Genomic DNA, 25,222 nt, shown 5'->3' with positions numbered 1-25,222 from the left:
CTACTTCTGGCCGGGGAACTTCAGCTTCGACAGGTCGAAGTCCGCCAGGCCCGGCGGCAACTCGTCGAGACCCTTGGGCATGTTGGACAGGTCCGGGAATCCGGCGGGCATGCCACCGACGCCCAACGGGTTCTGGACCTTCGGCGGCGTCGGCCCCCGGTTGCCCTTCTTCTTGCCCGCCTGCTTGTTCTTGCCCTTCGCGGCCTTGCGCGTCGATCCCTTGCGGCCGAACGGCATTCCCATCTGGCCGGCCATCTGGGACATCATCTTGCGGGCCTCGAAGAACCGGTCGACCAGCTGGTTGACCTCGGAGACCGCGACACCGGACCCGTTGGCGATGCGCAGCCGGCGCGACGCGTTGATGATCTTCGGATCGGCGCGCTCCTGCGGCGTCATGCCGCGGATGATGGCCTGCACGCGGTCGAGCTGGCTGTCGTCGACGGCGGCCAGCGCGTCCTTCATCTGACCGGCGCCGGGCAGCATGCCCAGCAGGTTGCCGATCGGGCCCATCTTGCGGATGGCCAGCATCTGCTCGAGGAAGTCCTCGAGGGTGAGTTCGCCCGACCCGATCTTCGCGGCGGCGGCCTCGGCCTGATCGGCGTCGAAGACCTGCTCGGCCTGCTCGATGAGCGACAGCACGTCGCCCATGCCGAGGATGCGGCTGGCCATGCGGTCCGGGTGGAAGACGTCGAAGTCCTCGAGCTTCTCACCGCTGGAGGCGAACAGGATCGGTACGCCAGTGACCTCGCGGACCGACAGCGCGGCACCGCCGCGGGCGTCGCCGTCGAGCTTGGTCAGCACGACGCCGGTGAACCCGACGCCCTCGCGGAACGCGTCGGCGGTCGTGACGGCGTCCTGGCCGATCATGGCGTCGAGGACGAACAGCGTCTCGTCGGGGTTGACCGCGTCCCGGATGGCTCCGGCCTGCTTCATCAGCTCTTCGTCGATGCCCAGGCGGCCCGCGGTGTCGACGATGACCACGTCGAAGTGCCGCGCCTTGGCCTCGGCCAGACCGGCGGCGGCGACCTCGACGGGGTTGCCCACCGTCATGTGCTCGATGGTCTCGCCGCCCGGCGACACCCCCGGGTGCGGCGCGAACACCGACACCCCGGCGCGCTCGCCGACGATCTTCAGCTGGGTGACCGCACCCGGGCGCTGCAGGTCACATGCGACCAGCAGCGGGGTGTGACCGTGCGCCTTCAGCCACTTGGCGAGCTTGCCCGCCAGCGTCGTCTTGCCGGAGCCCTGCAGGCCCGCGAGCATGATGACCGTGGGCGGCGTCTTCGCGAATCGCAGCGTTCGGGTCTCGCCACCGAGGATGCCGACGAGTTCCTCGTTGACGATCTTGACGACCTGCTGAGCCGGGTTGAGCGCGCCGGAGACCTCCGCGCCCTTGGCTCGCTCCTTGATGCGGGCGATGAAGTTGCGGACGACGGGCAGCGAGACGTCGGCTTCGAGCAGCGCAAGGCGGATCTCGCGGCCGGTGGCGTCGATGTCGGCGTCGGTGAGACGCCCCTTGCCACGCAGGCCGGAGAGCGCCCCGGTCAACCGGTCGGAGAGGGATTCGAACACCCGACCAGACTAACCTCGTCTCGGCCCTCAGCTGGCCTCGGACACCTTCTTGACGGGCGGCGGCGCAGGCAGCACGGCATACAGGTCTCCCTCGAGCGCCACCCTCGCGTCGGCGTCCCATTCCGAGTCGGCCGGGACGACGAGGCCGAACACGTCGACGACCGACGATCCCAGCGTGGTGACCTTGGCCCACGCGATGTCCAGGCCGTCGCGCTCGATCGCCGCGGTGAGCCGTGCCAGCAGGCCGGCCCGGTCGGTGCTGCGGATCTGCACCACCGGTCGGCTCTCGGCAGAACCCGCCGCCGGATCGTCGACCCAGAGGATCCGCGGCGGCGCGAGCGCCGGATTGCCGGGCACCGCCGCGGGCACGTCGCCGGCCCGCGTGGTGGTGGTCAGGGCGGCGTCCGCATCGCGCTGCTCGAGCGCGCCGATGACGTCGAGGTCGCCCGCCAGCGCCATGATGAACTGCTGGCGCAGCAGGTCCGCCCCGGGCGGCGTGCCGAACCGCGGCGACACCACGAACGTGTTGATGGCGGTCCCGTCGTGGCTGTTGACCGACGCCGAGTGCACGCGCAGCGAGTTGAGCGCCAATATGCCCGCGGCCTTCGATAGCAGCCCGCGCTGGTCGGCGGCGATCATCGTCACCTGGTAGACGTGGGCGTCGGCGGTCACCAGGTCGACGTGCACGCCGCCCTGCGCCGCCAGCTCCAGGTAGCGCGGTTCGATCGGATCCGGGTGCGGCAGCGGCTCCCCCGCCATGACCAGGCGGCACCGCCGCACCAGGTCGCCGATCAGCGAGGCCTTCCACTCACCCCATACCCCCGGGCCGGTGGCCAGGGAGTCGGCTTCGGCGAGCGCGTGCAGCAGTTCCAGGAGCACGGAGTCGCCGCCGAGGGCGTCGACGACGGCCGAGATGGTGACGGGGTCCTGCAGGTCGCGGCGCGTCGCCGTCTCGGGCAGCAGCAGGTGGTAGCGCACCATCTTGGACAGCAGGTCGACGTCGTGGTCCCACAGCCCCAACCGGGTGCCGATCTGGGTGGCGAGGTCGGCGCCGATCACGCTGTGGTCGCCGCCGCGCCCCTTGCCGATGTCGTGACAGAGCGCGCCGAGCACCAGCAGGTCGGGCCGTGACACGCGGGTTGTGAACGCGCTTGCGCGCGAGACGGTTTCGACGAGGTGACGGTCGACGGTCCAGATGTGCACGACGTCGCGGGGCGGCAGGTCGCGAACCGCGCCCCATTCCGGGAACAGCCGGCCCCACAGTCCGGTGCGGTCCAGCGCCTCGACGGTCGACACGGTGGCCGGGCCCGCGGCCAGCAGCACCAGGAGGTCCTTGAGCGCCTGGCGCGGCCACGGGGTGCGCAGTTCGGGGGCGTCCTCCGACAGCCGGCTCAGCGTCGACGACGCCATCGGCAGCCCGGTGATCGCCGACGCGGCGGCCACGCGCAGGATCAGGCCCGGGTCGCGGGCGGGCCGGGCGCCCTTGGCGAGGATCACCTCGCCGTTGAACTCGACGACGCCCTCGTCGAGGGGTCGGCGGATGGGACGGCGCAACGCGGCGAAACCCCGGCGCGGCAACGCGTTCGACGCCGTCCGCAGTCCTGCGTCGACGTAGTAGCTGATGGTGCGTGCGGCGTCGGACAGCGTGCGAGCCAGGTCGAACCGGTCGCCGATGCGCAGCGCGGCGCCGATCTCGTCGGCGTACTGGGCCAGCAGCATCTCGCGTCCGCGGCCAGACGTCCGGTGCAGTTCGGTGCGCACGTTGAGTAGTGCGAGGTGCGCGTCGCCGAGCGTTCCGGTGGGCGACGCGAGCAACGTGCTGGGATACACGTCGGCCAGCTGGGCGATCGCCAGCGCATTCAGCAGCTGGACGTCGCGCAGGCCGCCGCGGCCGTTCTTCAGGTCGGGCTCGGCACGGTGGGCGATCTGACCGCTGCGCTGCCACCGCGCCTCGGCGTGCGAGACCAGTTCCTCGAAGCGCGGGCCGATGCCGGTGCGCCACTGCCTGCGGGCGCCGCCGACGAGCAGCGCGGACAGATCGGCGTCGCCGGCGATGTGCCTGGCGTCGAGCATCGCCAGGCCGGCGGAGATGTCCTCGCCGGCCACCTGCAGCGCCTCGGGAACCGTGCGGACACTGTGGTCGATGTGAATGTTGGCGTCCCACAACGGATACCACAGCAGTTCGGCCACCTGGGTGACGACGTCGCGCGGCATGTCGTCGTGGATCAGGGTGAGATCGAGGTCGGAGTACGGCAGCAGTTCGCCGCGGCCGAGACCACCCGTGGCGACGATCGCGAAGCCACTGGTGGGGGTGATGCCGATCTCGGTGGCCTTGGTGGTGAGCCAGAATTCGTGCAGGTCGAGCAGCGCGTCGCGCAGCGCCGCCGAGTCGAGTCGATGGGCACTGCCGTTCAGCAGTTGCCCGGCCGCCTTGGCGAGATCGTGTGCCGGACGCGACGATCCCGCCGGCGGAGCCTCCCAACGAGAGGCCCCGGCGGCGGGATCTGGTGTCTGCTTGTTCATCTCGGCCCTTCCCCGGACGTGCGGTCAGTTGTCGCTCGGTGCGCGTCCGGGAGACGGCGCGGGAGAATCAGATGGCGTCGGTTCCCCGCTCGCCGGTGCGCACGCGCACCACCGTGTCCACGGAACTGACCCAGACCTTGCCGTCACCGATCTTTCCGGTGCGCGCGGCCTGGACGATGACGTCCACCACCTTGTCGACGGCCGAGTCGTCCACCAGCACCTCGACCCGAACCTTCGGGACGAAGTCGACGGAGTACTCCGCACCGCGGTAGACCTCGGTGTGGCCCTTCTGCCGTCCGTAACCCTGAACTTCGCTGACGGTCATTCCGAGGATGCCGGTCTGCTCCAGACCGGTCTTCACGTCCTCGAGTGTGAACGGCTTGACGATCGCAGTGATCAGCTTCATTTAGTCGATCCCTTCCAAAGACACAGTCGATTGTTCCCGATCAAGCGAGTTCATAAGCAGTTTCCGCGTGCTCGGTCTCATCGATGCCGGTGTCCTCGGACTCCCTGTCGATCCGCCAGCCCAGCGGCTTGACGACGAACGCGATGATCACGGTCATGATGCCGGTGAAGATGACCGCCGACAGCGCGATCACGATCTGCACCACGAGTTGCTTCGCGTCGCCGCCGTAGAGCAGGCCCGGTGACCCGTCGGCGGAGTAGGCCAGGAAGCCGATGCCGATGGTGCCCCACAGTCCGGCGACCAGGTGGACGCCGACGACGTCGAGCGAATCGTCGTAGCCGAACTTGTATTTCAGGCCGATGGCGAGTGCGGAGAGCACACCGGCCACCGCACCGAGGCCCAGCGACCCGATGGGGGTCAGGGCACCGCACGCCGGGGTGATGGCGACCAGGCCGGCGACCACACCGGATGCCGCGCCCACGCTGGTGGCGTGTCCGTCCCGGAGGCGCTCGACGACCAGCCAGGACAGCATGGCCGCCGCGGTGGCCGCGGTGGTGTTCACCCACACCTGACCGGCGATCATGTCGGCCGCACCCTCCGAGCCGACGTTGAAGCCGAACCAGCCGAACCACAGGATGGCGGCGCCCAGCATCACGAAGGGGATGTTGTGCGGACGGAATGCGGTCTTGCCGAAGCCCGCTCGCTTGCCGAGCAGCAGCGCCAGGACCAGACCCGCCATGCCGGCGTTGATGTGCACCACGGTGCCACCGGCGAAGTCGATGGGCGCCACGTTGGCCGCGCCCTCCTCGTCGACGCCGAACAGCTTGGCGGCGATGCCCTTCTCGCTACCCGACAGCAGGCCGCCGCCCCACACCATGTGCGACAGCGGGAAGTACACCAGGGTCACCCAGATGCCGCCGAACAGCATCCACGTCCCGAACTTCATGCGCTCGGCGACCGAACCGCTGATGAGCGCCACCGTGATGACGGCGAAGGTCAACTGGAACGCCACCCACACGATCGCGGGCACGGTGCCGAAGCCGCCGAGCACGTAACCGGTCTGGCCGTCGGCGAGTTCCTTGGTCTCGAGCAGTTGGCTCACGCCGAACAGCGAGAACGGATTGTCGAAGATCCCCGCGATGTCACTCTCGCCGGTGTGCGCCGAGGAGAACGACATCGAGTAGCCCCACAGCACGTAGATGACGCTGACCAGCCCCATCGAGCCGAACGACATCATCATCATGTTCAGGACGGACTTCTGGCGGGACAGGCCGCCGTAGAAGAACGCCAGGCCCGGCGTCATGAACAGCACCAACGCGGCCGAGGTGAGCACCCAGGCCGTATCGCCGGCACTCAGCATGCCGTCGCCCGCACCGAATGGCGCGAACATCTCGTCTGGTAAGGCTAAGAGCACTTTGTGTGAACCTCCTTGGGAAGTGCGCCGACGTGAATCGGCCTCCCGAAGAGACTCCGACGCCGTCGTTTCATCGGTGAATCGCAGGTGTTTCGCCGACGTGAACGGATCGGCCCCACCTGTTACACCTGTGTTTCCCCACGGCGAACGGTGGTAGAAGCGACCGCGCCGGCCCCTAGCCGAGCAACGCGTCGACGAACGCCGCGGGCTCGAACGGGGCAAGGTCGTCGGGGCCCTCGCCGAGCCCGACGAGCTTCACCGGGACGCCGAGTTCCTGCTGCACGCGAAAGACGATTCCGCCCTTGGCCGTACCGTCCAGCTTCGTCAGCACCACGCCCGTGATGTCCACGACCTCGGCGAACACCCGTGCCTGGGGCAGGCCGTTCTGGCCGATCGTCGCGTCGAGCACCAGCAGAACCTCGTCGACCTCGGCCCGCTTGCCGACCACGCGCTTGACCTTGCCGAGTTCGTCCATCAGGCCGGTCTTGGTGTGCAGGCGGCCCGCGGTGTCGATGACGACCACGTCGGCGCCCGAGGCGATGCCGCGGTCGACGGCGTCGAACGCGACCGACGCCGGATCGGCGCCCTCGGGGCCGCGGACGACGTCGGCGCCCACGCGCGACGCCCAACTCTGCAACTGGTCGGCGGCCGCGGCACGGAACGTGTCCGCCGCCCCCAGCACGACGCGCCTGCCGTCGGCGACCAGTACGCGCGCCAGCTTCCCGACGGTGGTCGTCTTACCGGTGCCGTTCACACCGACGACGAGCAGCACCGACGGCTTGTCCTCGTGCGGCAGCGCCCGGATCGACCGGTCCATCTCGGGATACAGCTCGGAGATCAGCACGTCGCGCAGGACGGCACGGGCGTCGGCCTCGGTGCGCACGGTGCTGCTGGCCATCCGCACGCGCAGCGCCGCCACCACGGACTGCGTGACGACGGGGCCGAGGTCGGCGATCAGCAGGACGTCCTCGATGGCCTCCCAGGAGTCCTCGTCGAGATCGCCGCCACCGAGCAGGCCGAGCATGCTGCGGCCGAGGGCTCCCTGGGACTTGGACAGCCGGCCGCGCAGCCGCTCGAGCCGGCCCTCGGCGGGCTCGATGCCCGACAGGTCGACGGTGGGCTCGGCAGGCGGTTCGGGCTCGACGGTCTCGGGCTCTACGGTTTCGGGCTCGAGGACGGGCTCGTCGGTCTCCGGCTCGAGGACGGGTTCGACGGTCTCGGTGGGCTCCGCGGGGGTCGCGGGCGGTTCGGGCTCGACCTCGACGGGGTCGGGCAGCCGCACGTCGGCGATGGGCCGCTTGGGTGCGTCGCGCGGGACGGTGGCGTCGTCGCCCACCGCGGGCAGACCGCTGGTGTCGAGCCGGGGACGCCGCGGCGGTGTGGGGCGCTCCGCGGGGGCCGTCGGCGCCGACTGGCTGAACGTGATCCCCGTCGACGCCGTGTAGCCGCCCGACTTGTCGAGCTGGGTGGTCGTGTCGGGGGCCGACAGGCTGATCCGTCGCCGGCGATAGCGGAGCAGTCCGACGACGAGGGCGACGATGAGCAGGATCGCGACGACCGCGATCGCGATCCACACGCCTAGAGGCAGTATCTCGGTCACGGCGTCATTGTCTCAGGGGGCGGTGATCGTGACGACCACCGGTGACCCCGGCCCGCGTCACCCGGTGGCCGCGGGCAGTTCGTGACCCCGCATCCGCTGCGAGATCACCTGCGTGATGCCGTCGCCCTGCATCGTCACGCCGTAGAGCGCGTCGGCGATCTCCATCGTCGGCTTCTGGTGGGTGATGACGATCAGCTGTGACCGCTCCCGCAGCTGCTCGAAGAGCCCCAGCAGCCGGCGCAGGTTGACGTCGTCGAGCGCGGCCTCGACCTCGTCCATGATGTAGAACGGCGACGGGCGGGCCCGGAAGATCGCCACCAGCATCGCCACCGCGGTCAGCGACTTCTCGCCGCCGGACAGCAGCGAGAGCCGCTTCACCTTCTTGCCGGGCGGGCGGGCCTCGACCTCGATGCCCGTCGTCAGCATGTCGTCGGGGTTGGTCAGCAGCAGCCTGCCCTCGCCGCCCGGGAACAGTGACGCGAACACGCCGGTGAACTCCCGCTCGACGTCGGCGTAGGCCTCGGCGAACACCTGCAGGATGCGGTCGTCGACGTCGGCGATCACGTCGAGCAGGTCCTTGCGGGCGGCCTTCACGTCCTCCAGCTGGGTCGACAGGAAGTTGTAGCGCTCCTCGAGGGCCGCGAACTCCTCGAGCGCCAGCGGGTTCACCCGGCCCAGTTCGGCCAGTTCGCGTTCGGCCTTCTTGGCGCGCCGCTCCTGGGTGGGGCGGTCGAACGGCATGGGCGCCGGTTCGGTCACCTGCTCGCCGCGCTCGCGGGCCTGCTCGTACTCGGCCATCTCGAGTTCCGACGGCGGCAGCGAGGTCTGCGGCCCGTACTCGGCGACCAGGTCGGCGACGGCCATGCCGAACTGCTCGAGCGCCTGGGCCTCGAGCTGTTCGATGCGCAGCGCGGCCTGGGCCTTGGCGACCTCGTCGCGGTGCAGCGCGTCGGTGAGGGCGTTGAGCCGGGTGGTGAGTTCGGTGGTCTCGGCGCGCGACCGGGTCAGCCCCTCGGCGCGGACCTTGCGCTCCTCGGCGAGGTGGTCGCGGGTGCGGGAGGCGACCGCGACGGCCTCGGCGAGCCGCGCCGCGACCAGCCGACCCGACTCCTCGACGGCGGCGGCCACCTTCGACGCCTGCTCGCGGGCCTGCTGGGCGCGTTGGGCCCGCAGCCGCGCCTCCCGCTCGGCGGCCGCGGCGCGCCGTAGCGAATCAGCCCGTCCGCGAACGGCATTCGCGCGTTCCTCGGCGGTGCGCACCGCCAGCCGGGCCTCGACCTCCGCGGCGCGGGCGGCCTCGGCAGCCGCCGTCGACACCTGCCGGTCCGCCGGCGCGGAGTCCATTGTCGGCACCTGCTGGGCGTTGGTGAGCCGCGACTCCAGCTCGGCCAGTTCCTCGACCGTCTGCGACCGGCTGGTCTCGAGTTCGTCGCGCTGGCGGATCAGTCGCTGCCACTCCTCGTCGGCGAGGCGGGCCTCTTGGCCGAGCCTGCCGAGCTGTTCGTAGATCGAGGAGATCGCGGCGTCGGACTCGTTGAGTGCGGCGAGCGCCTGTTCGGCGGCGTCCTGACGTGCCCGCTGCTCGGTCAGCGCGCCGTCCAGGGCGGCGGCCAGCTCGCCCACCTGCCGCTCGTAGCTCTCGAGTTCGCGCGTCGACTTCTCGATGTCGGACGCGATCTCCAGGGTGCTGACCTTGCGGTCGGAGCCGCCGCTGATCCACCCGGCGCCCACCAGGTCGCCGTCGACGGTGACCGCGCGCAGCCGGGGCCGCTCCGCCACGAGCCGTCGGGCGGCATCCAGATCGGTGACCACCGCGACCTGACCGAGCAGCGCCACCAGCGCGCCGCGCAGCCGCGCCGGGGCGTCCACCAGGTCGAGCGCCCACGTCACCCCCTGCGGCAGGTCGCCCGCTGCGCCGCGGTGGGCGTCGAGGTCCGCCGGCCAGTCGCCGAGCACGAGCGCCGCGCGTCCCCCGTCGGCCTCCTTGAGCGCCGCAACGGCGGAGCTGGCCGCCCCGAAGTCCTCGGCGGCCAGCGCGTCGGCGGCCGGGCCGAGCACGGCGGCGACCGCGGCCTCGTAGCCCTCGCGGACCCGGACCAGCTTGGCCACCGAGCCGAACAGCCACGGGCCGCCGCGGTTGTCCTGCAGCCAGGCGGCGCCGTCCCGGCGTTCCAAGCCGACGGACAGGGCGTCGATGCGGGCGCGCAGCGATGCCACCTGGCGTTCCGCGCTCCGCTCGGCGGCCTGCAGCTCGGAGACCCGCTCGTCGGCGAGGCGGAGCGCGGCGACGGTGCGGTCGTGGTGGTCGTCGAGACCGGCCTCGCCGGCATCCAGCTCGCCGACGCGGCTCTGCACGGTCTCGAACTCGGTGCGCGCCAACTCGGTGCGCGCGGCGGCGTCCTCGATGCCCGACGTCAGGCGGGCGACGGTCTCGTCGGTGGACTCGACCCGCGTGCGCATGGTGTCGACCTGGCCGGCGAGGCGGGCCAGGCCCTCGCGCCGGTCGGCCTCGGCGCGGGCCGCCGCCATGTGGGCGCGCTCGGCGTCCGCCGCGGTCTGCTCCCGGTCGGCGAGTTCCTCGCGGGCCGTCTCGAGGCGCAGCCGGCACTCCTCGAGGTCCTCGAGGAGTTGGCGCTCCTCGTCGGCGACCTCCTCGGCCTCCGCGTCGAGTTCGTCGGGATCCCGCCCCTGCGACGTCTGCACGTCCGCGTCGAGGAGTTGTGTGCGGTCGCGGGCGATGCGGACGGTGGCGCTGACCCGTTCGGCGAGCGCGGAGAGCCGGAACCACGTCTGCTGCGCGGCCTCTGCACGCTCGGAGAGCCCGCTGACCGCCGCCTCGTGCGCCGACAGTTCGAGGCTCGCCGTCTCGAGCCGGGTGGTGACCTCGTCGTGCTCGCGACGCAGGGTGGTCTCGGCCTGGTTGGTGTCGTCGAACTCGGTCTGCCGGGTCACGATGTCGTCGGCGGCCAACCGCAGGCGGGCGTCTCGCAGATCGGCCTGGATGGTCTGGGCGCGGCGGGCCATCTCGGCCTGGCGGCCCAGCGGCTTGAGTTGGCGGCGCAGTTCGGTGGTCAGGTCGGTCAGGCGGGCCAGGTTCGCCGACATGGAGTCGAGCTTGCGGACCGCCTTCTCCTTGCGCTTGCGGTGCTTGAGCACGCCCGCGGCCTCCTCGATGAAGGCCCGCCGGTCCTCGGGACGCGACTCGAGGATCTCCGAGAGCTTGCCCTGACCGACGATGACGTGCATCTCGCGGCCGATGCCGGAGTCGCTCAGCAGTTCCTGGACGTCCATCAAACGGCAACTGCTGCCGTTGATCTCGTACTCGCCGGCGCCGTCGCGGAACATTCGGCGGGTGATGGACACCTCGGAGTACTCGATCGGCAGCGCGTTGTCGGAGTTGTCGATCGTCAGCGTCACCTCGGCGCGGCCCAGCGGCGCGCGCGACGACGTGCCGGCGAAGATGACGTCCTCCATCTTGCCGCCGCGCAGGGTCTTGGCGCCCTGCTCGCCCATGACCCACGTCAGCGCGTCGACCACGTTGGACTTACCCGATCCGTTCGGCCCGACGACGCACGTGATTCCCGGCTCGAAGCGCAGAGTCGTCGGCGAGGCGAAGGACTTGAAGCCCTTCAGCGTCAGACTCTTCAGATGCATGACGGGCACCTTACCGTTCGGCACCGTCGCGATCCGGCGCGCGCGAGCTACCGCTCGACGAAGCCGACCATGGGGTCGCCGGCGGGTGCCCAGTCCTCGACGACGCGGTCGACGTGACCGGGTGTCGAATCGCTCCGCAGCAGGTCGAGCAGACTTTCACACGCCGGTCGCGGGCCTTGTGCGACGACGTGCACCCGTCCGTCGGGCTTGTTGGCGGCGAAGCCGGTGAGCCCGAGTTCGAGTGCCCGCGCCCGGGTCCACCAGCGGAAGCCGACGCCCTGCACCCGGCCGTGGACCCAGGCGGTCAGCCGGACCGCGTCGTCGGGGTCAGTCGCGTCCGACATCGGTGATCCCGAACCGCACCTCGGTGCCGCTCTTCAGGGTGCGGCCGACGGTGCAGACCTTGTCGATCGAGCGCTCGACGATGGTCGCGAGCTTCGCGACGTCCTCGGGGCTGAGCGCGGACAGGTCGACTTCGAGGTTCTCCTCGAGCAGCGGGTAGCGCTCCTGATCGCGGTCGGCGTCGCCGGACACGCGGATGGTGGTTTGGTAGTCGTCGCCGAGCCGGGCCCGCAGCGGGTGGTCGCTGGACAGTCCGCTGCACGCGGCGAGAGCGATCTTCAGCAGCTCGCCGGGGGTGAAGACGCCCTCGACGTCCTCGGACCCGACGAGCACCTCGGCGCCCCGCGAGCTGCGCCCGGTGTAGCGCCGCACCCCGGTGCGTTCGACCCACAGTTCGGTCATGACGGTTCCTCTTCTCTGGTCATCCGGCGAACCTCATCCGGCGAGCGGGCGTGTTTGCAGGCGACACGCCGGGCACGAGACGAACAACGCGCACGCTCGGCGGTCTATTCGTCACCGGCTCGGCTTCGGCTGACGCGGCCGCGGCTGGCACCGCGGGCAGTAGAACGACGAGCGGTTCATGAACTTCTCCCGCCGCATCTCCGTCCCGCACCGCCGGCACGGCCGCCCCTCCTGGCCGTAGGCGTCCAGCGACCGGTCGAAGTAGCCCGACTCGCCGTTGACGTTGACGTACAGCGAGTCGAACGACGTGCCGCCCTGGCTGAGCGCGTCGCGCATCACGTCGGCCGCATGGTCCAGGATCTCGGCGAGCTTGGGCTTGGTCAGCGACTCGGCCAGCCGGGCGCCGTTCACCTTGGCGCGCCACAGCGACTCGTCGGCGTAGATGTTGCCGATGCCGGACACCACGGTCTGGTCGAGGAGCTGACGCTTGATCTCGGAGTGCTTGCGCTTCAACACCTTTACCACCGCGTCGCGGTCGAACTCGGGGTCCAGGGGGTCGCGCGCGATGTGCGCCACCGGCGCCGGCAGGTCGGTGCCGTCGACGGTGACGAGGTCGGCGAGCATCCAGCCGCCGAACGTGCGCTGGTCGATGAAGCTGAGCGCGGTCCCGTCGTCGAGGAGCGCCGCGATGCGCAGGTGGTCGGTCTTCGCGATGGGGCCGAGCAGCATCTGGCCGCTCATCCCGAGGTGCACCACCAGTGCCTCCGCGGGACGGTCGGGACCGCCGAGCGCCAGCCACAGGAACTTGCCCCGCCTGCCGGTGCCGAGCACCTCGGCGCCGAGCAGACGTGCGGTGAGGTCGGCGGGGCCGGGTTCGTGGCGCCGGACCGCGCGCAGGTGGTGCACGCGGACCGCGGTGATGGTCCTGCCGGTGACGTGGGCGTCCAGCCCGCGCCGGACCACCTCGACCTCGGGCAGCTCAGGCATCGTCGGTGGGCGGCGGGATCTGCGCGACCTCCGAATCGAGGGTCGTCCACGCCTGCGCGGCCGCCTTGATCTCGGCGTCCTTCTTGGTGCTGCCGATGCCGGTGCCGTACTCCTCGCCGTCGACGAGGACGATCGCGGTGAACACCCGGTCGTGATCGGGGCCGTCGGAGGTGACGACGTACTTGGGGACGCCGAGACCGCGGGCGACGGTGAGTTCCTGCAGGCTCGACTTCCATTCGAGAGCCGCCCCGAGTCCTGGTGCGGCGTCCAGCAGTTCGCCGAAGAGTCGCAGCACCACGCCGCGGGCGGCGTCGAAGCCGTGCTCGGAGTACACCGCCCCGAGGAGCGCCTCGACGCCGTCGGCCAGGATGCTGGCCTTGTCGGCGCCGCCGGTGACGATCTCGCCGCGGCCCAGCAGCAGGAACGCACCGAGACCGACGTCGGCCAGGGTGCGTCCGACGGTGGCCAGCGCCTGGGTGTTGACGATGCTGTTGCGCAGCTTGGCCAGCTCGCCCTCGGGGCTGTCGGGGTGGCGCTGGATGAGGATGTCGGCGATCAGCAGTCCCAGGACGGCGTCGCCGAGGAACTCGAGCCGCTCGTTGGTGGGCAGCCCGCCGTTCTCGAAGGCGTAGCTGCGGTGGGTCAGCGCGATGGTGAGCTTGTCGTCCGGGAGGTCCACCCCGAGGGCGGCGAGCAACTGCGCCCGCTCCACCGTCACGCGCGGTTCCCGTCGACGCCGGGGGCGTCCGAGTCGGTGGGCAGCAGGGCGGTGAGTTTCGCCCAGCGGGGATCGATCACGTCGTGGTGGTGATCGGGCTCGGCGTCGGCGAGGCGGGTGCCGCACTCCGAGCACAGCCCCGCGCAGTCGTCGGTGCACAGCGGCGCGAACGGCAGCGCGAGCCCGACGGCGTCGACGATCGGCTGTTCGAGGTCGACGGTGTCGTCCAGGACGTGGCCGACCTCGTCGGTCTCGGTGGTCGCCTCGGTGGCGCTGTCCGGGTAGGCGTACAGCTCGGTCAGGTCGATCTCGACGTGACCGGTCACCGGCGCCAGGCACCGGGCGCAGTCCCCCGCGGTGTCCGCGGACACCGTCCCCGTCACCAGCACGCCCTCGGACACCGCTTCGAGCCGCAGGTCGAGTTCGACCGGTGCGTCCTTCTGGATCGCGATCAGGTCGAGACCGATGCGGCCCGGCGCGGGCACCGTGTCGTGGAGTTCCTGCATGGATCCGGGTCGCCGGCCGAGTCGCGAGACGTCGATGACGAATGGGGATCGGTGGTTGGGCCGTGCGTGCTGCCCCTTCGTCCCTGCCATGGACGCCATTCTACGACCGTTAGGCGAGGGTCAGTGCCGCGCGTGACGCCGAGGTCAGCGTTGGGCGTAGTCGTGGGTGCCGGCCGCTGTGCGCAGCTGATGACGTCCACGTCCCACCGAGCGCAGCGTCCCGTTGAGGTAGTCCTCGAACTCTGCGAGCTTGCTGTCGACGTAGATGTCGCATTCGCCGCGGAGCCGGTCCGCCTCGGCGTGGGCGGAGTCGATCATCCTGGTCGCCTCCATGGTGGCGGTCTGGACGATCTCGGTCTGGGCGACCAGGCGCTGCTGCTCCTTGATGCCTTCCTGAACGGCCTTCTCGTAGGCCAGGTTTCCGCTTTCGATGAGGCGGTCGGCCTCGGCCTTGGCCCGGCCGGTGCTCGCCTCGTACTCCCGCTTCGCGGTCGCCGCAATGCGTTCGGCCTCGGAGCGGGCGTCGCCGACCATGCGCTCGCTGTGCTGGCGGGCGTCGGCGACCATGCGGTCGGCCTGGGCCTTGGCGTCGGCGAGCAGCCGATCGGCCTCGGCGCGGGAGTGGTTGAGCAGCGAATCCGCTTCTGCGGTCGCATTGCCGACCATCGTGTCGGCGTGCTCCTTGGCGTCGCGCAGCATCGCGTCACGCGCGTCGAGGACGTCCTGCGCGTCGTCCAGCTCGCCCGGGATCGCATCCTTGATGTCGTCGAGGAGTTCGAGCACGTCGCCTCGCGGCACCATGCAGCCTGCCGTCATCGGCACGCCACGGGCCTCTTCCACGATCGCCCCCAGCTCATCGAGCGCTTCGAAAACTCGGTACACGGCGACACCCTCCCAGGCTCAGTTGTTGAGACCAGTGTGCCTGGTGTTACTCCTGTGACTGCGCAACGACGGCGGTGTGTCGCCTCCGCGTGTTCGCCAGGCGGGTGGGCCGGCTACTTCAGCACGTTGTCGATGGCGTCGCGAGCACGGTCGAGGACCGACGCGACGGGCCCGACGAGGAAGTTGCGTTTGGCCGACTCGACGCCGGGATGCGGCCGGGTAGGCGCGATCGCCTGCGCCGCGATCACGGCGGCGGCCATGCGCTGCAGATCGGCCGCGTCGACCTCCCGCACCAGCTTGTCGAACTCCTCGATCTCCTCGCGCTCGGCGTGGTCGATCACCGCGCCGCGGAACAGCACCAGTTCGGCGAGGAACTCGTCGGATCCGACGTCCATCGCGTCGAGGGCCGACAGGTGCTCCTTGGCGTCGTGCTCCTCCTTGACGCGGGCGTCGACGATGAGGTCGCCGCCGTCGACCTCGCGCCGGACCACGGGGTGCACCACCATCTCCTCGGACGTCTCGTGCACGGCCAGCAACTGGCGCAGTTCGGTGAAGGCGGTCTGGCGCGCCTCGGTCGTCGACGCGGAGAACACCTCTTCGAACATGTCTCGGATCAGGTTGTGCTGATCCTTGAGGAACCTGACGACGTCGTCGGTGGACTGGACGAATGTCTCGACCATGGGGAGATCTCCGGTGTGGGTGTGGTGGGGCGCCGGGGGCTGTCGACGCCTGCTCCCGTGATTCCCCGCCGCGCCGATCTCAACCCTTGAGCTTGGCCCGCAGCCTGTCGTTGACGGGCTGCGGGAGCAGGTCGGAGACGTCACCGCCGAGACCGGCGACCTCCTTCGCCAGCGACGACGACACGTACGAGTAGCGGGGGTCGGCGGCGATGAAGAACGTGTCGACGCCAGCGACGTGGGAGTTCATCTGCGCCATCGGCAGTTCGTATTCGAAGTCGGTGCCGCTGCGCAGACCCTTGACGATCGCCGTCATCCCCCGGGCCTTCGCGAAGTCCACGACCAGGCCCTGCCCGGCCTCCACGCGCAGGTTCGGCAGGTGCGTGGTCGATTCCCGGATGAGGTCGATGCGCTCGTCGGCGGTGAACAACCCCTTCTTGTTGGGGTTCACCAGGACCGCGACGACGATCTCGTCGAATTGGGCGCACGCCCGCTCGAACACGTCGACGTGGCCGAGGGTGACCGGATCGAACGAACCTGGGCATACCGCGCCGCTCATGGCAGAAGAGGCTACGGGACGCCGTATTCGCCGAACTCCAACCGGGTGTCGCCGTAGCGCCTCTCCGGCCACGCCGCCCAGCCGCTGGGCCAGGCCAGCGGCGTCGCCGACGTCGGCCGCTCGACGACCGCGACGGCGCCCGCGTCCACCCATCCCCCGGTCGCCAGCGTGGCCAGGACGGTCTCCACCTCGCCCGTGGTGACGGCGTACGGCGGATCGGCGAACACCAGCCCGAACGGGCGCGTGGCGGTGCCGGCGAGGGCGGCGGTGACGGCCATGCGGCGCACCGCTGCGTCGCGGACGCCCAACTCCGCGACGTTGGCCGAGATCGCGTCGGCGGCGCGGCGGTCGGACTCCACGAACGTCACGGTCGCGGCGCCCCGCGACAGTGCCTCGAGGCCCAGTGCGCCCGACCCCGCGTACAGGTCGAGTGCGTGGACGCCGTCGAAGTCGATCCGTGCGGCCAGGACGTTGAACAGCGCTTCCCGGACGCGGTCGGTGGTCGGCCGCGTCCCGGTCCCGGATCGGCTCTGCGGCACGGTGATTCGCCTGCCACCGAACCGGCCGCCGATGATGCGGGTCAGTCCGATCCCCCGCTCGCGTCGCCGGCGCCGCGCTCACGCGGGGATTCCGCCGAACGGACGACCACCAGCAGGTCACCGCCCTCGACCTGTTCGGTCGCCGAGACGGCCACCCGATCGACCGTGCCCGCCCTGGGCGCGGTGATCGCGGCCTCCATCTTCATCGCCTCGATGGTGGCGATGGTCTGCCCCGCCTCGATCCGATCCCCCTCGGCCACACCGACGCTGACGACGCCGGCGAACGGGGCGGCGACGTGGTCGGGGTTGGTCCGGTCGGCCTTCTCGGCGGTGGGGACGGTGTCGGCGACGCTGCGGTCACGCACGACGACGGGCCGGAGCTGTCCGTTGAGGATGCACAGCACAGTGCGCATGCCCCGCTCGTCGGGGTCGGAGATCGCCTCGAGACCGATCAGCAGCTCGACGCCGCGCTCGAGGTGCACGCGGTGCTCGTCGCCGTGGCGCAGGCCGTAGAAGAACTGGTTGGCGCTCAGCGTCGACGTGTCGCCGTACTGCTCGCGGTGCGCCTCGAACTCCTTGGTCGGACCCGGAAACAGCAGGCGGTTGAGCGTCGCCCGGCGGGTGACGCCCGGCTCGCGCAGCAGTGCGTCGTCCTCGACGGAGAACTCCACGACGGGCTTGGCCTCGGCCCGGCCCCGGAGTGCCTTGGTGCGCAACGGTTCCGGCCAGCCGCCGGGCGGGTCGCCCAGCTCGCCGCGCAGGAAGCCGATCACGGAGTCCGGGATGTCGAACCGCGCGGGATCGGCCGCGAACTCGTCGGCGGTGGCACTCGCACCCACCAGCGCCAGCGCGAGGTCGCCGACGACCTTGGAGGACGGGGTCACCTTCACCAGCCGGCCCAGGATGCGATCGGCGCCCGCATAGGCGTTCTCGACGTCCTCGAACCGGTCGCCGAGGCCGAGCGCGACGGCCTGGGTGCGCAGGTTGCTGAGCTGCCCGCCGGGGATCTCGTGGGTGTACACCCGGCCGGTGGGCGCGGGCAGTCCCGACTCGAACGGCGCGTACACCCGCCGCAGCGCCTCCCAGTAGGGCTCGAGGTCGCACACCGCCGCGAGGTCGAGGCCGGTGTCGTACTCGGTGTGCGCGGCGGCCGCGACGATCGACGACAGCGCGGGCTGGCTGGTGGTGCCCGCCAGCGGTGCCGCCGCGCCGTCGACCGCGCTGGCGCCGGCCTGCCAGGCCGCGAGGTAGGTGGCCAGCTGTCCGCCGGGGGTGTCGTGGGTGTGTACGCGCACGGGCAGGTCGAACCTGCTGCGCAGGGCCGACACCAGCGTCGCCGCCGCCGGCGGCCGCAGCAGCCCGGCCATGTCCTTGATGGCGAGCACGTGCGCACCCGCGGCGACGATCTGATCGGCCAGCCGTAGCCAGTAGTCGAGCGTGTAGAGCGTCTCGGCCGGGTTCGACAGGTCGCCGGTGTAGGACATCGCGACTTCGGCCACGGCAGAACCGGTTTCGCGGACGGCGTCGATCGCCGGTCGCATCGAGTCCACGTTGTTCAGCGCGTCGAAGATGCGGAAGACGTCCACCCCGGTGCGTGCCGCCTCCTCGACGAAGGCACTCGTCACCGACTCCGGGTACGGGGTGTAGCCGACGGTGTTGCGGCCGCGCAGCAGCATCTGCAGACAGATGTTGGGGATCGCCTCCCGCAGCGCCGCCAGCCGCTCCCACGGGTCCTCCTTGAGGAACCGCAGCGCCACGTCGTAGGTGGCCCCGCCCCAGCATTCGATCGACAGCAGTTCGGGGGTGAGCCTCGCGACGTACGGCGCCACCATCAGTAGCCCGTTGGACCGCACCCGGGTGGCGAGCAGCGACTGGTGTGCGTCGCGGAAGGTCGTGTCCGTCACGCCCACCGCGGGCGAGTCGCGCAGCCATTCGGCGAAACCCTCGGGACCCAGCGTCGTCAGACGCTGCTTGCTGCCCGGCGGCGGGGTGGCCGTCAGGTCGCAGGCCGGGAGCTTGTCGAAGGGGTACACCGTCGACGGCCGCTCCCCGTGCGGCTTGTTGACGGTGACGTCGGCCAGGTAGTTGATGATCTTCGTGCCGCGGTCGGCCGAGGCGTGTGCGGTGAGCAGCTGGGGCCGGTCGTCGATGAACGACGTGGTGACCCGGCCGGCGCGGAAGTCCGGATCGTCGATCACGGCCTGCAGGAACGGGATGTTGGTCGACACCCCGCGGATGCGGAACTCCGCCAGTGCGCGCTTGGCACGCGCGGCGGCGATCGAGAAGTCGCGGCCGCGGCACGTCAGCTTCACCATCATCGAGTCGAAGTGGGCGCCGATCTCGGCGCCGAGGGTGGTGCCGCCGTCGAGGCGGATGCCCGCACCGCCCGGCGAGCGGTAGCCGGTGATGCGGCCGGTGTCGGGCCGGAAGCCGTTGGCGGGGTCCTCGGTGGTGATCCGGCACTGCAGGGCCGCACCGCGGATCCGGATGGCGTCCTGACTGAGGCCCAGATCGGCCAGCGACTCACCGGCGGCGATCCGCAGCTGTGAGCCGACCAGGTCGACGTCGGTGATCTCCTCGGTCACCGTGTGCTCCACCTGGATTCGCGGGTTGCACTCGATGAAGACGTGGTGCCCGCGCTCGTCGAGCAGGAACTCGACGGTGCCCGCACAGAAGTAGTCGATCTCGCGGGCGAACGCGACGGCGTCGGCGCAGATCCGATCCCGCAGCGCCGCATCGAGATTGGGGGCCGGCGCCAGTTCGATCACCTTCTGGTGGCGGCGCTGCACGCTGCAATCCCGCTCGTAGAGGTGGATCACCTCGCCGCGGCCGTCGGCGAGGATCTGCACCTCGATGTGCCGCGGGTTGATCACCGCCTGCTCGAGGTAGACGTTGCCGTCGCCGAATGCCGACTCGGCCTCCCGCGACGCGGCCTCGATCGCCTCGGCCAGCCCGTCGCGCTCGGCGACGCGCCGCATGCCGCGACCGCCACCGCCGGACACCGCCTTGACGAACAGCGGGAACTCCATCGACTCCGCCGCGGCCACCAGCTCGTCGACCGACGACGACGGTGCCGACGATGCCAGCACGGGCAGACCGGCGTCCCGCGCCGCGGCGATCGCGCGGGACTTGTTGCCGGTCAGTTCCAGGACGTGCGCGCCCGGGCCGACGAACTTGATGCCCGCCTGCTCGCACGCCGAGGCGAGTTCCGGGTTCTCGGAGAGGAACCCGTATCCCGGGTACACGGCGTCCGCACCGGAATGGCGTGCGACGCGGATGATCTCGTCGACGGAGAGGTAGGCCCGCACGGGGTGGCCGAGTTCGCCGATCTGGTAGGACTCGTCGGCCTTCAGCCGGTGCGGCGAGTTGCGGTCCTCGTGGGCGTAGACCGCGACCGTCGCGATGTCCATCTCGTAGGCCGCCCGGAACGCACGGATGGCGATCTCTCCGCGGTTGGCGACGAGCAGCTTGGAAATCACGGGCTACCCTAACCCGCCGCCGCTCGGGCCCGGAACTAGATCAGCGTGGACCAGTAGTTCCAGAACCGCACGAAGATCATCAGGAGCAGCGCGGTGAACCACAGCGCGACCAGCGACCATCGCCACTGGTGGACGATGCGCGCCACCGGGTTGCCCGACAGCGGTCGCAGGGCGATCGACGACACCACCACCAGCAGCGGGATGGTCACCGCCCACACCACCATGCAGTAGGGGCACAGAGCCCCGATGTCGTAGAGGCTCTGCCAGATCAGCCAGTGCACGAACACGGTGCCCAACAGCGTCCCGACGGCGAGCCCGCTCCAATACCACTGCGGCAGCCGCACGTTGGTGACGGCGAGGATGCCGGTCACCACGACGACGGCGAACGACGCGATGCCGATCAGCGGGTTGGGGAATCCGAACAGGGCGGCTTGCGGGGTCACCATCACCGACCCGCAGGACAGCACCGGGTTGATGCTGCACGACGGGACGTAGGCCGGGTTGATCAGCAGTTCGATCTTCTCGACCGTCAGCGTGAACGCCGCGGTGAAGCCGATCGCGCCGGCGATGAGGATCCAGATCGCGCTGGCGCGGGACACGCGCACCGGGCCACCGGTCGCCGAGTCGTCGGCTACCGGGGTGGCGTCGGGCGCGGTGACGGTCACGGTGCGGCCGGTGCCTGGCCGGGCAGGGGGGCGGCGGGGGCCGTGGTGGCACCCGGGATGTCGCCGACGATCTCCTTGACCTTCGCCACCAGGGCGTCGGGCGTCGAGTACTGGAAGTCCTCGCCGTTGATCCGGACCGTCGGGGTGGCGTTGACGCTGGTGGCGGCGGCCAGACCCTCGACCATGCTGGTGTACGTGCCGTTGGTGATGCAGTCCGGCACCGAACCGGCCGCCCCGGCCTGACGGGCCGTCTCGATCAACTGCTTGTTGGTGGGGAAGCTGGTCCCGACCTCGCTGGGCTGCTGGGCGTACAGGGCGGCGTGGAAGCGCGAGAAGATCTCCTTGTTGGGAGTCTTGTCCTCGTCGGCGACGCAGTACGCGGCGGCACCGGCGCGCGACGAGTAGTTGTCGTTGGCGGCCCGGTCGAGGATGGCCACCATGTTGTAGTCGACCGCGATGGCACCGCTCTGCACGAGTGCCGCGATCGTGGGGCCGAACTGTTGCTCGAACCGTCCGCAGACGGGGCAGAGGAAGTCCTCGTAGACGCCCAGCACCACCTTGGGGTCGGTGCTGCCCTCTTTGGTGACGACCTCGCTCGTCGCGACGCGGATCGCCTTCGCCTGGCCGGCATCGGGCTTGTCCTTGGCGTTGGTGACGATCACCAGGACCAGGGCAACCGCGAAGATCACCACGATCGCGGTCAGCCCGACCTGAATCAGCAGGTTGCGCTTCCGGTCCGCTGCCTTCAGGTCGTAGCTGGGTGTCTTCTTGGATTTCTTGGCCACGCCTGACAGGGTACCGGCGGCTTCCCGCCGGTCGGCACGCCTGGTACGGGTTCTCAGCCGCGGCTCAGGTGCGCCCTCAGCGCGGACACCATGTCCGCGGTCGCGGTGGCACTCGCGCCGCCGAGCGGGAAGAAGTTCGCGAAGGCGTGCACCACGGAGCCGTACACCCGGTGGTCGACGGGCACGCCCGCCGCCGCGAGTGCGTCCACGAACTGCTTGCCCTCGTCGCGCAGCGGGTCGAACCCGGCGGTCAGGACCAGCGCGGGGGGCAGGCCGGAGAGGTCGTCGGCCAGCAGCGGCGAGACGCGCCAGTCGTCGCGGTCGATGGTCGCGCCCACCACGTAGTTGTCGCGGAACCAGTCCATGTGCGGCTTGGTGAGGAAGAACCCCTCCGAGAACAGCGTCTTGGACCGGGTCTCGCCGGCGAAGTTCGTGGCGGGGTAGATGAGGAACTGCAGGGCCGGCAGCGGGACGTCGGCGTCGGCGCGCGCCATCAGCGACACGACCGCCGCGAGGTTGCCACCGGCGCTGTCACCGCCGACGGCGATGCGTGCGGGGTCGACGCCCAACTCGGCGGCGTGCTCGACGGCCCACCGGTAGGAGGCGTAGCAGTCCTCCCCCGCCGCGGGCGCCTTGTGCTCCGGGGCCAGCCGGTAGTCGATCGCCAGCACGTGGGTGTCCGCGTCGCGGCAGATCAGCCGGCACAGGCCGTCGTGGGTCTCGAGGTCGCCGACCACGAAGCCGCCGCCGTGGAAGAACACCAGCAGCGGCTTCGGTGCGGAGGTGTCGGCCGGCGCGTAGTGCCGTGCCCGGAGCGGGCCCGTCGGGCCGGGGATCGAGAGGTCGCGCGAGTCGACGGCGACGTGCGCGTCGATCGTGGCCGACAGCCTGCTGAGGTGCTCGCGGGCGACGCCGACGTCGTCGCTGGCGACCAGCCCGCCGGTGCCGGACGCCTTCTGCACGGCCAACACGAACTGCAGCGTGGTGTCGAGGGTGTTGCCGTCCAGCGTCACGCGGCGCCCGCGCAGCAGCGCGCGCTTGACCCGGTCGGGCAGGCGGGCGACGAGCGGCATCGTGACCGCGCTGGCCCGGATGACGGCGGCCAGTTTGCGCCGACTGGGTCGGCCGGCGCCGGGATCGGCGATCAGCCCGGCCTCGACGGCGATCGGGCCGTCGGCTGGCAGACTCTTGGTCATGGCTGATCCCTCCACTCCTACGAGTCACTCGGTACGACTCAACGACGGTAATTCCATCCCCGCGGTGGGGCTGGGGGTGTGGCAGACGCCGCCCGACGAGACCGAGCGCGCCGTGGGCGCCGCACTCGCCGCAGGGTACCGCCACGTCGACACTGCGGCGGCATACGGCAACGAGGAGGGGGTGGGCCGGGCGCTGGCCGCCTCGGACCTCCCCCGCGACGACGTCTACGTGGTGACCAAGCTGTGGAACGCCGACCAGGGCTACGACAAGACGCTGAAGGCCTTCGACGCGAGCATGGCCAAGCTGGGCATCGACCGCCTCGACCTGTACCTGATCCACTGGCCGCTGCCCGAGCTGAACACGTTCGTCGACACGTTCTCGGCGTTCGCCGAGTTGCGGGCCCAAGGTCGCATCACATCGATCGGGGTCAGCAACTTCGAGCCCGAGCACCTGCGAATCCTGGTGGACGCCACCGGGATCGTGCCCGCGGTCAACCAGATCGAGCTGCACCCGCTGCTGCCGCAGCGAGAGTTGCGGGACGTGCACGCGACGCTCGGCGTGGCCACCGAGGCGTGGAGCCCGCTGGGGCAGGGATCGCTGCTGGAACACCCGACCCTGGTGGGCTTGGGCGAGGCGCACGGCAAGACTCCCGCGCAGGTGCTGATCAGGTGGCACATCCAGATCGGTAACATCGTCATTCCGAAATCGGTGAACCCCGAACGGATCGTGAGTAACTTCGACGTGTTCGACTTCGAGTTGAGCCAGCAGGACCTCGAGTCCATCGCGTCGTTGGAAGACGGCACACGACTGGGTCCCGATCCACGTACGTTCAACTTCACAGGGTAGGTGACATGACCTCGGCGGCGGCGATCCCCAACGCGAGCCTCAACGACGACAACACGATGCCGGTACTGGGCATCGGTGTCGGCGAACTATCCGAGAAGGAGGCCGAGCACGCGGTGTCCACCGCGCTCGAGATCGGCATCCGTCTCATCGACACGGCGACCGCGTACGGCAACGACGCGGCCGTCGGACGCGCGATCAACGCGTCCGGCATCCCCCGCGCCGAGATCTTCCTGACCACCAAGCTGGCGACCGAGGACCAGGGCTTCCGGGCCTCGCAGGACGCCATCCAGGCCAGCCTGGAGCGGATCGGCACCGAGTACGTCGACCTGTACCTCATCCACTGGCCCGCCGGTAACCCGGACAAGTACGTGGACAGCTGGGGCGGGTTGATGAAGCAGCGCGACGTCGGCAGCACCAAGTCGATCGGCGTCGCGAACTTCACGGCCGAGGACCTGTCCAACGTCATCGACCTGTCCTACTTCGTGCCCGCGGTCAACCAGGTCGAGCTGCACCCGCTGCTCAACCAGTCGGCGCTGCGCGCGGTGCACGCCGAGCACGGCATCGTCACCGAGGCCTACGGGCCGCTCGGCGTCGGCAGGCTCGTCGAGAACCCGACGGTGGTGTCGGTCGCGCAGGCGTACGGCAAGACGCCCGCCCAGGTGCTGATCCGCTGGAGCGTGCAGCAGGGCAACGTCGTGATCTCCCGGTCGTCGAAGGCCGAGCGGATCGCCGAGAACTTCGACGTCTTCGACTTCGAGCTGACCGACGAGCACGTGGCCGCGCTCGACGCACTCGACGACGGCACCCGGTTCCGTCCCGACCCGGAGACCTACACCGGGACGTAGCCGCCTAGGGCGTGGGCGACTCGTCGTCGAGGTTCTCGCCGCGGCGCTTCCGCGACTGCCAGAACACGATGCCGCCCGCGAGCAGCAGGCCCGCCGCGCCCGCGGTGAGGATCGACGTCCGCGAGTCCGCGCCGAGCGGTCCGCTCGAGTCCTCCGGCTCGGACGCCGGTGGCGCGGCTGCGGCGGTCGTGGTCGCGCCCGGCGCGGCGGCGACCGTGAACCGGACCTCTCCCGTCACGGGGTGGCCGTCGGCGGACACCACCCGGTAGCCGACGGTGTAGTCGCCGCCCGGTAGGTCGGAGTCCACCGGAGCGCTGAGTCGGGGGCCGTCGACCTTGGCGGGCCCGGACACGCGATTGCGGCCGTCGGCGGCGCTGACTGCGATGTTCGCGAACGCGGGGTTGATGGCCTCGCTGAACGTCAGGGTCACCGTGGTCGGCGCGGTCGCCAGGGCTGCGCCGTCGGAGGGGTCGGAACCGGTCAGCGCGGTGTGCGCCGCGGCGCCGGCGGCTCCACCGACTCCCAGCGCGAGCGCCAGCATCGTGGCCGCGATCGTGCGCGCGATGACGTTCACGTGGTCGTTTCCCATCGGTCGAAGGTGTGTTCTCGGTTCCCACGCTAGGT

22 protein-coding genes are annotated in these 25,222 nt (G+C 70.6%); 2 read left to right on the top strand and 20 right to left on the bottom strand.

The annotated features are described in order from the left end of the window. From ffh to AC1MEY_RS05420, 19 genes are all read right to left on the bottom strand, one after another. Entirely contained in the window at positions 1 to 1,572 is a 1,572-nt protein-coding gene (gene ffh / locus AC1MEY_RS05510) for a signal recognition particle protein (RefSeq protein ID WP_480229702.1), read from the bottom strand. Positions 1,573 to 1,599: 27 nt separating this feature from the next. Continuing rightward, positions 1,600 to 4,095 (bottom strand): [protein-PII] uridylyltransferase, encoded by a 2,496-nt coding sequence (locus AC1MEY_RS05505; protein ID WP_480229701.1) that lies wholly within the window; start codon positions 4,093 to 4,095, stop codon positions 1,600 to 1,602. Positions 4,096 to 4,162: 67 nt separating this feature from the next. Further along, positions 4,163 to 4,501, bottom strand: coding sequence for a P-II family nitrogen regulator (locus AC1MEY_RS05500; RefSeq protein WP_163798060.1), 339 nt, complete (start codon positions 4,499 to 4,501; stop codon positions 4,163 to 4,165). A 40-nt stretch (positions 4,502 to 4,541) separates the two neighbouring features. Continuing rightward, on the bottom strand, positions 4,542 to 5,915 hold the full coding sequence (locus tag AC1MEY_RS05495) for an ammonium transporter (protein WP_480229700.1): 1,374 nt from the start codon (positions 5,913 to 5,915) through the stop codon (positions 4,542 to 4,544). A gap of 175 nt (positions 5,916 to 6,090) precedes the next feature. After that, positions 6,091 to 7,503 (bottom strand): signal recognition particle-docking protein FtsY, encoded by a 1,413-nt coding sequence (gene ftsY / locus AC1MEY_RS05490; RefSeq protein WP_480231314.1) that lies wholly within the window; start codon positions 7,501 to 7,503, stop codon positions 6,091 to 6,093. Positions 7,504 to 7,572: 69 nt separating this feature from the next. Beyond that, complete coding sequence (gene smc / locus AC1MEY_RS05485) at positions 7,573 to 11,169, bottom strand: chromosome segregation protein SMC (protein WP_480229699.1); 3,597 nt, start codon at positions 11,167 to 11,169, stop codon at positions 7,573 to 7,575. Between the two features lie 47 nt (positions 11,170 to 11,216). Beyond that, complete coding sequence (locus AC1MEY_RS05480) at positions 11,217 to 11,513, bottom strand: acylphosphatase (RefSeq protein WP_480229698.1); 297 nt, start codon at positions 11,511 to 11,513, stop codon at positions 11,217 to 11,219. Further along, positions 11,497 to 11,913 carry an OsmC family protein gene (locus AC1MEY_RS05475; protein WP_480229697.1) on the bottom strand — a complete coding sequence of 139 codons (417 nt, stop codon included), beginning with the start codon at positions 11,911 to 11,913 and terminating at the stop codon, positions 11,497 to 11,499. The genes AC1MEY_RS05480 and AC1MEY_RS05475 overlap by 17 nt, the downstream gene beginning before the upstream one ends. A 111-nt stretch (positions 11,914 to 12,024) precedes the next feature. Beyond that, positions 12,025 to 12,900 carry a bifunctional DNA-formamidopyrimidine glycosylase/DNA-(apurinic or apyrimidinic site) lyase gene (gene mutM, locus AC1MEY_RS05470; RefSeq protein WP_480229696.1) on the bottom strand — a complete coding sequence of 292 codons (876 nt, stop codon included), beginning with the start codon at positions 12,898 to 12,900 and terminating at the stop codon, positions 12,025 to 12,027. Further along, entirely contained in the window at positions 12,893 to 13,618 is a 726-nt protein-coding gene (gene rnc / locus AC1MEY_RS05465; protein ID WP_480229695.1) for a ribonuclease III, read from the bottom strand. Before rnc ends, mutM begins: the two co-directional genes overlap by 8 nt. Beyond that, positions 13,615 to 14,223 carry a YceD family protein gene (locus AC1MEY_RS05460; protein WP_480229694.1) on the bottom strand — a complete coding sequence of 203 codons (609 nt, stop codon included), beginning with the start codon at positions 14,221 to 14,223 and terminating at the stop codon, positions 13,615 to 13,617. Before AC1MEY_RS05460 ends, rnc begins: the two co-directional genes overlap by 4 nt. Positions 14,224 to 14,268: 45 nt before the next feature. Then, on the bottom strand, positions 14,269 to 15,006 hold the full coding sequence (sepIVA, locus tag AC1MEY_RS05455) for a cell division protein SepIVA (RefSeq protein ID WP_480229693.1): 738 nt from the start codon (positions 15,004 to 15,006) through the stop codon (positions 14,269 to 14,271). A 113-nt stretch (positions 15,007 to 15,119) separates the two neighbouring features. Beyond that, positions 15,120 to 15,686: a hemerythrin domain-containing protein gene (locus AC1MEY_RS05450; RefSeq protein WP_480229692.1), complete on the bottom strand. Its 567-nt coding sequence runs from the start codon at positions 15,684 to 15,686 to the stop codon at positions 15,120 to 15,122. Between the two features lie 79 nt (positions 15,687 to 15,765). After that, on the bottom strand, positions 15,766 to 16,242 hold the full coding sequence (coaD, locus tag AC1MEY_RS05445; RefSeq protein WP_480229691.1) for a pantetheine-phosphate adenylyltransferase: 477 nt from the start codon (positions 16,240 to 16,242) through the stop codon (positions 15,766 to 15,768). Between the two features lie 11 nt (positions 16,243 to 16,253). Next, positions 16,254 to 16,826: a 16S rRNA (guanine(966)-N(2))-methyltransferase RsmD gene (rsmD, locus tag AC1MEY_RS05440; protein WP_480231313.1), complete on the bottom strand. Its 573-nt coding sequence runs from the start codon at positions 16,824 to 16,826 to the stop codon at positions 16,254 to 16,256. After that, entirely contained in the window at positions 16,823 to 20,260 is a 3,438-nt protein-coding gene (locus tag AC1MEY_RS05435) for a pyruvate carboxylase (protein ID WP_480229690.1), read from the bottom strand. Before AC1MEY_RS05435 ends, rsmD begins: the two co-directional genes overlap by 4 nt. Before the next feature lie 35 nt (positions 20,261 to 20,295). Beyond that, positions 20,296 to 20,925, bottom strand: a complete 630-nt coding sequence (locus tag AC1MEY_RS05430; RefSeq protein ID WP_480229689.1) for a vitamin K epoxide reductase family protein — start codon at positions 20,923 to 20,925, stop codon at positions 20,296 to 20,298. Continuing rightward, positions 20,922 to 21,710 carry a DsbA family protein gene (locus AC1MEY_RS05425; RefSeq protein ID WP_480229688.1) on the bottom strand — a complete coding sequence of 263 codons (789 nt, stop codon included), beginning with the start codon at positions 21,708 to 21,710 and terminating at the stop codon, positions 20,922 to 20,924. Before AC1MEY_RS05425 ends, AC1MEY_RS05430 begins: the two co-directional genes overlap by 4 nt. Positions 21,711 to 21,763: 53 nt before the next feature. Then, the gene (locus AC1MEY_RS05420) at positions 21,764 to 22,906 is read right to left on the bottom strand and encodes an alpha/beta hydrolase (protein WP_480229687.1); all 1,143 of its coding nucleotides are present in this window, start codon (positions 22,904 to 22,906) and stop codon (positions 21,764 to 21,766) included. Between AC1MEY_RS05420 and AC1MEY_RS05415 the strand changes: the two genes are divergently transcribed. Together AC1MEY_RS05415 and AC1MEY_RS05410 are read left to right on the top strand one after the other, a co-directional pair. Further along, positions 22,905 to 23,753: an aldo/keto reductase gene (locus AC1MEY_RS05415; protein ID WP_480229686.1), complete on the top strand. Its 849-nt coding sequence runs from the start codon at positions 22,905 to 22,907 to the stop codon at positions 23,751 to 23,753. The genes AC1MEY_RS05420 and AC1MEY_RS05415 overlap by 2 nt on opposite strands. A gap of 5 nt (positions 23,754 to 23,758) precedes the next feature. Then, positions 23,759 to 24,598, top strand: a complete 840-nt coding sequence (locus AC1MEY_RS05410; protein WP_480229685.1) for an aldo/keto reductase — start codon at positions 23,759 to 23,761, stop codon at positions 24,596 to 24,598. Between the two features lie 4 nt (positions 24,599 to 24,602). Here AC1MEY_RS05410 and AC1MEY_RS05405 read toward each other — a convergent pair whose 3' ends face one another. Next, a complete protein-coding gene (locus tag AC1MEY_RS05405) occupies positions 24,603 to 25,187 on the bottom strand; it encodes a copper resistance CopC family protein (RefSeq protein ID WP_480229684.1) in 585 nt (194 codons plus the stop codon). Between the last annotated feature and the right edge of the window lie 35 nt (positions 25,188 to 25,222).

The sequence above is a fragment of the Mycobacterium sp. PTI7 genome (assembly GCF_056679845.1).
The sequence above is the reverse complement of the archived record's forward strand: the minus strand, read 5'-3'. Positions and strand labels throughout refer to the sequence as shown.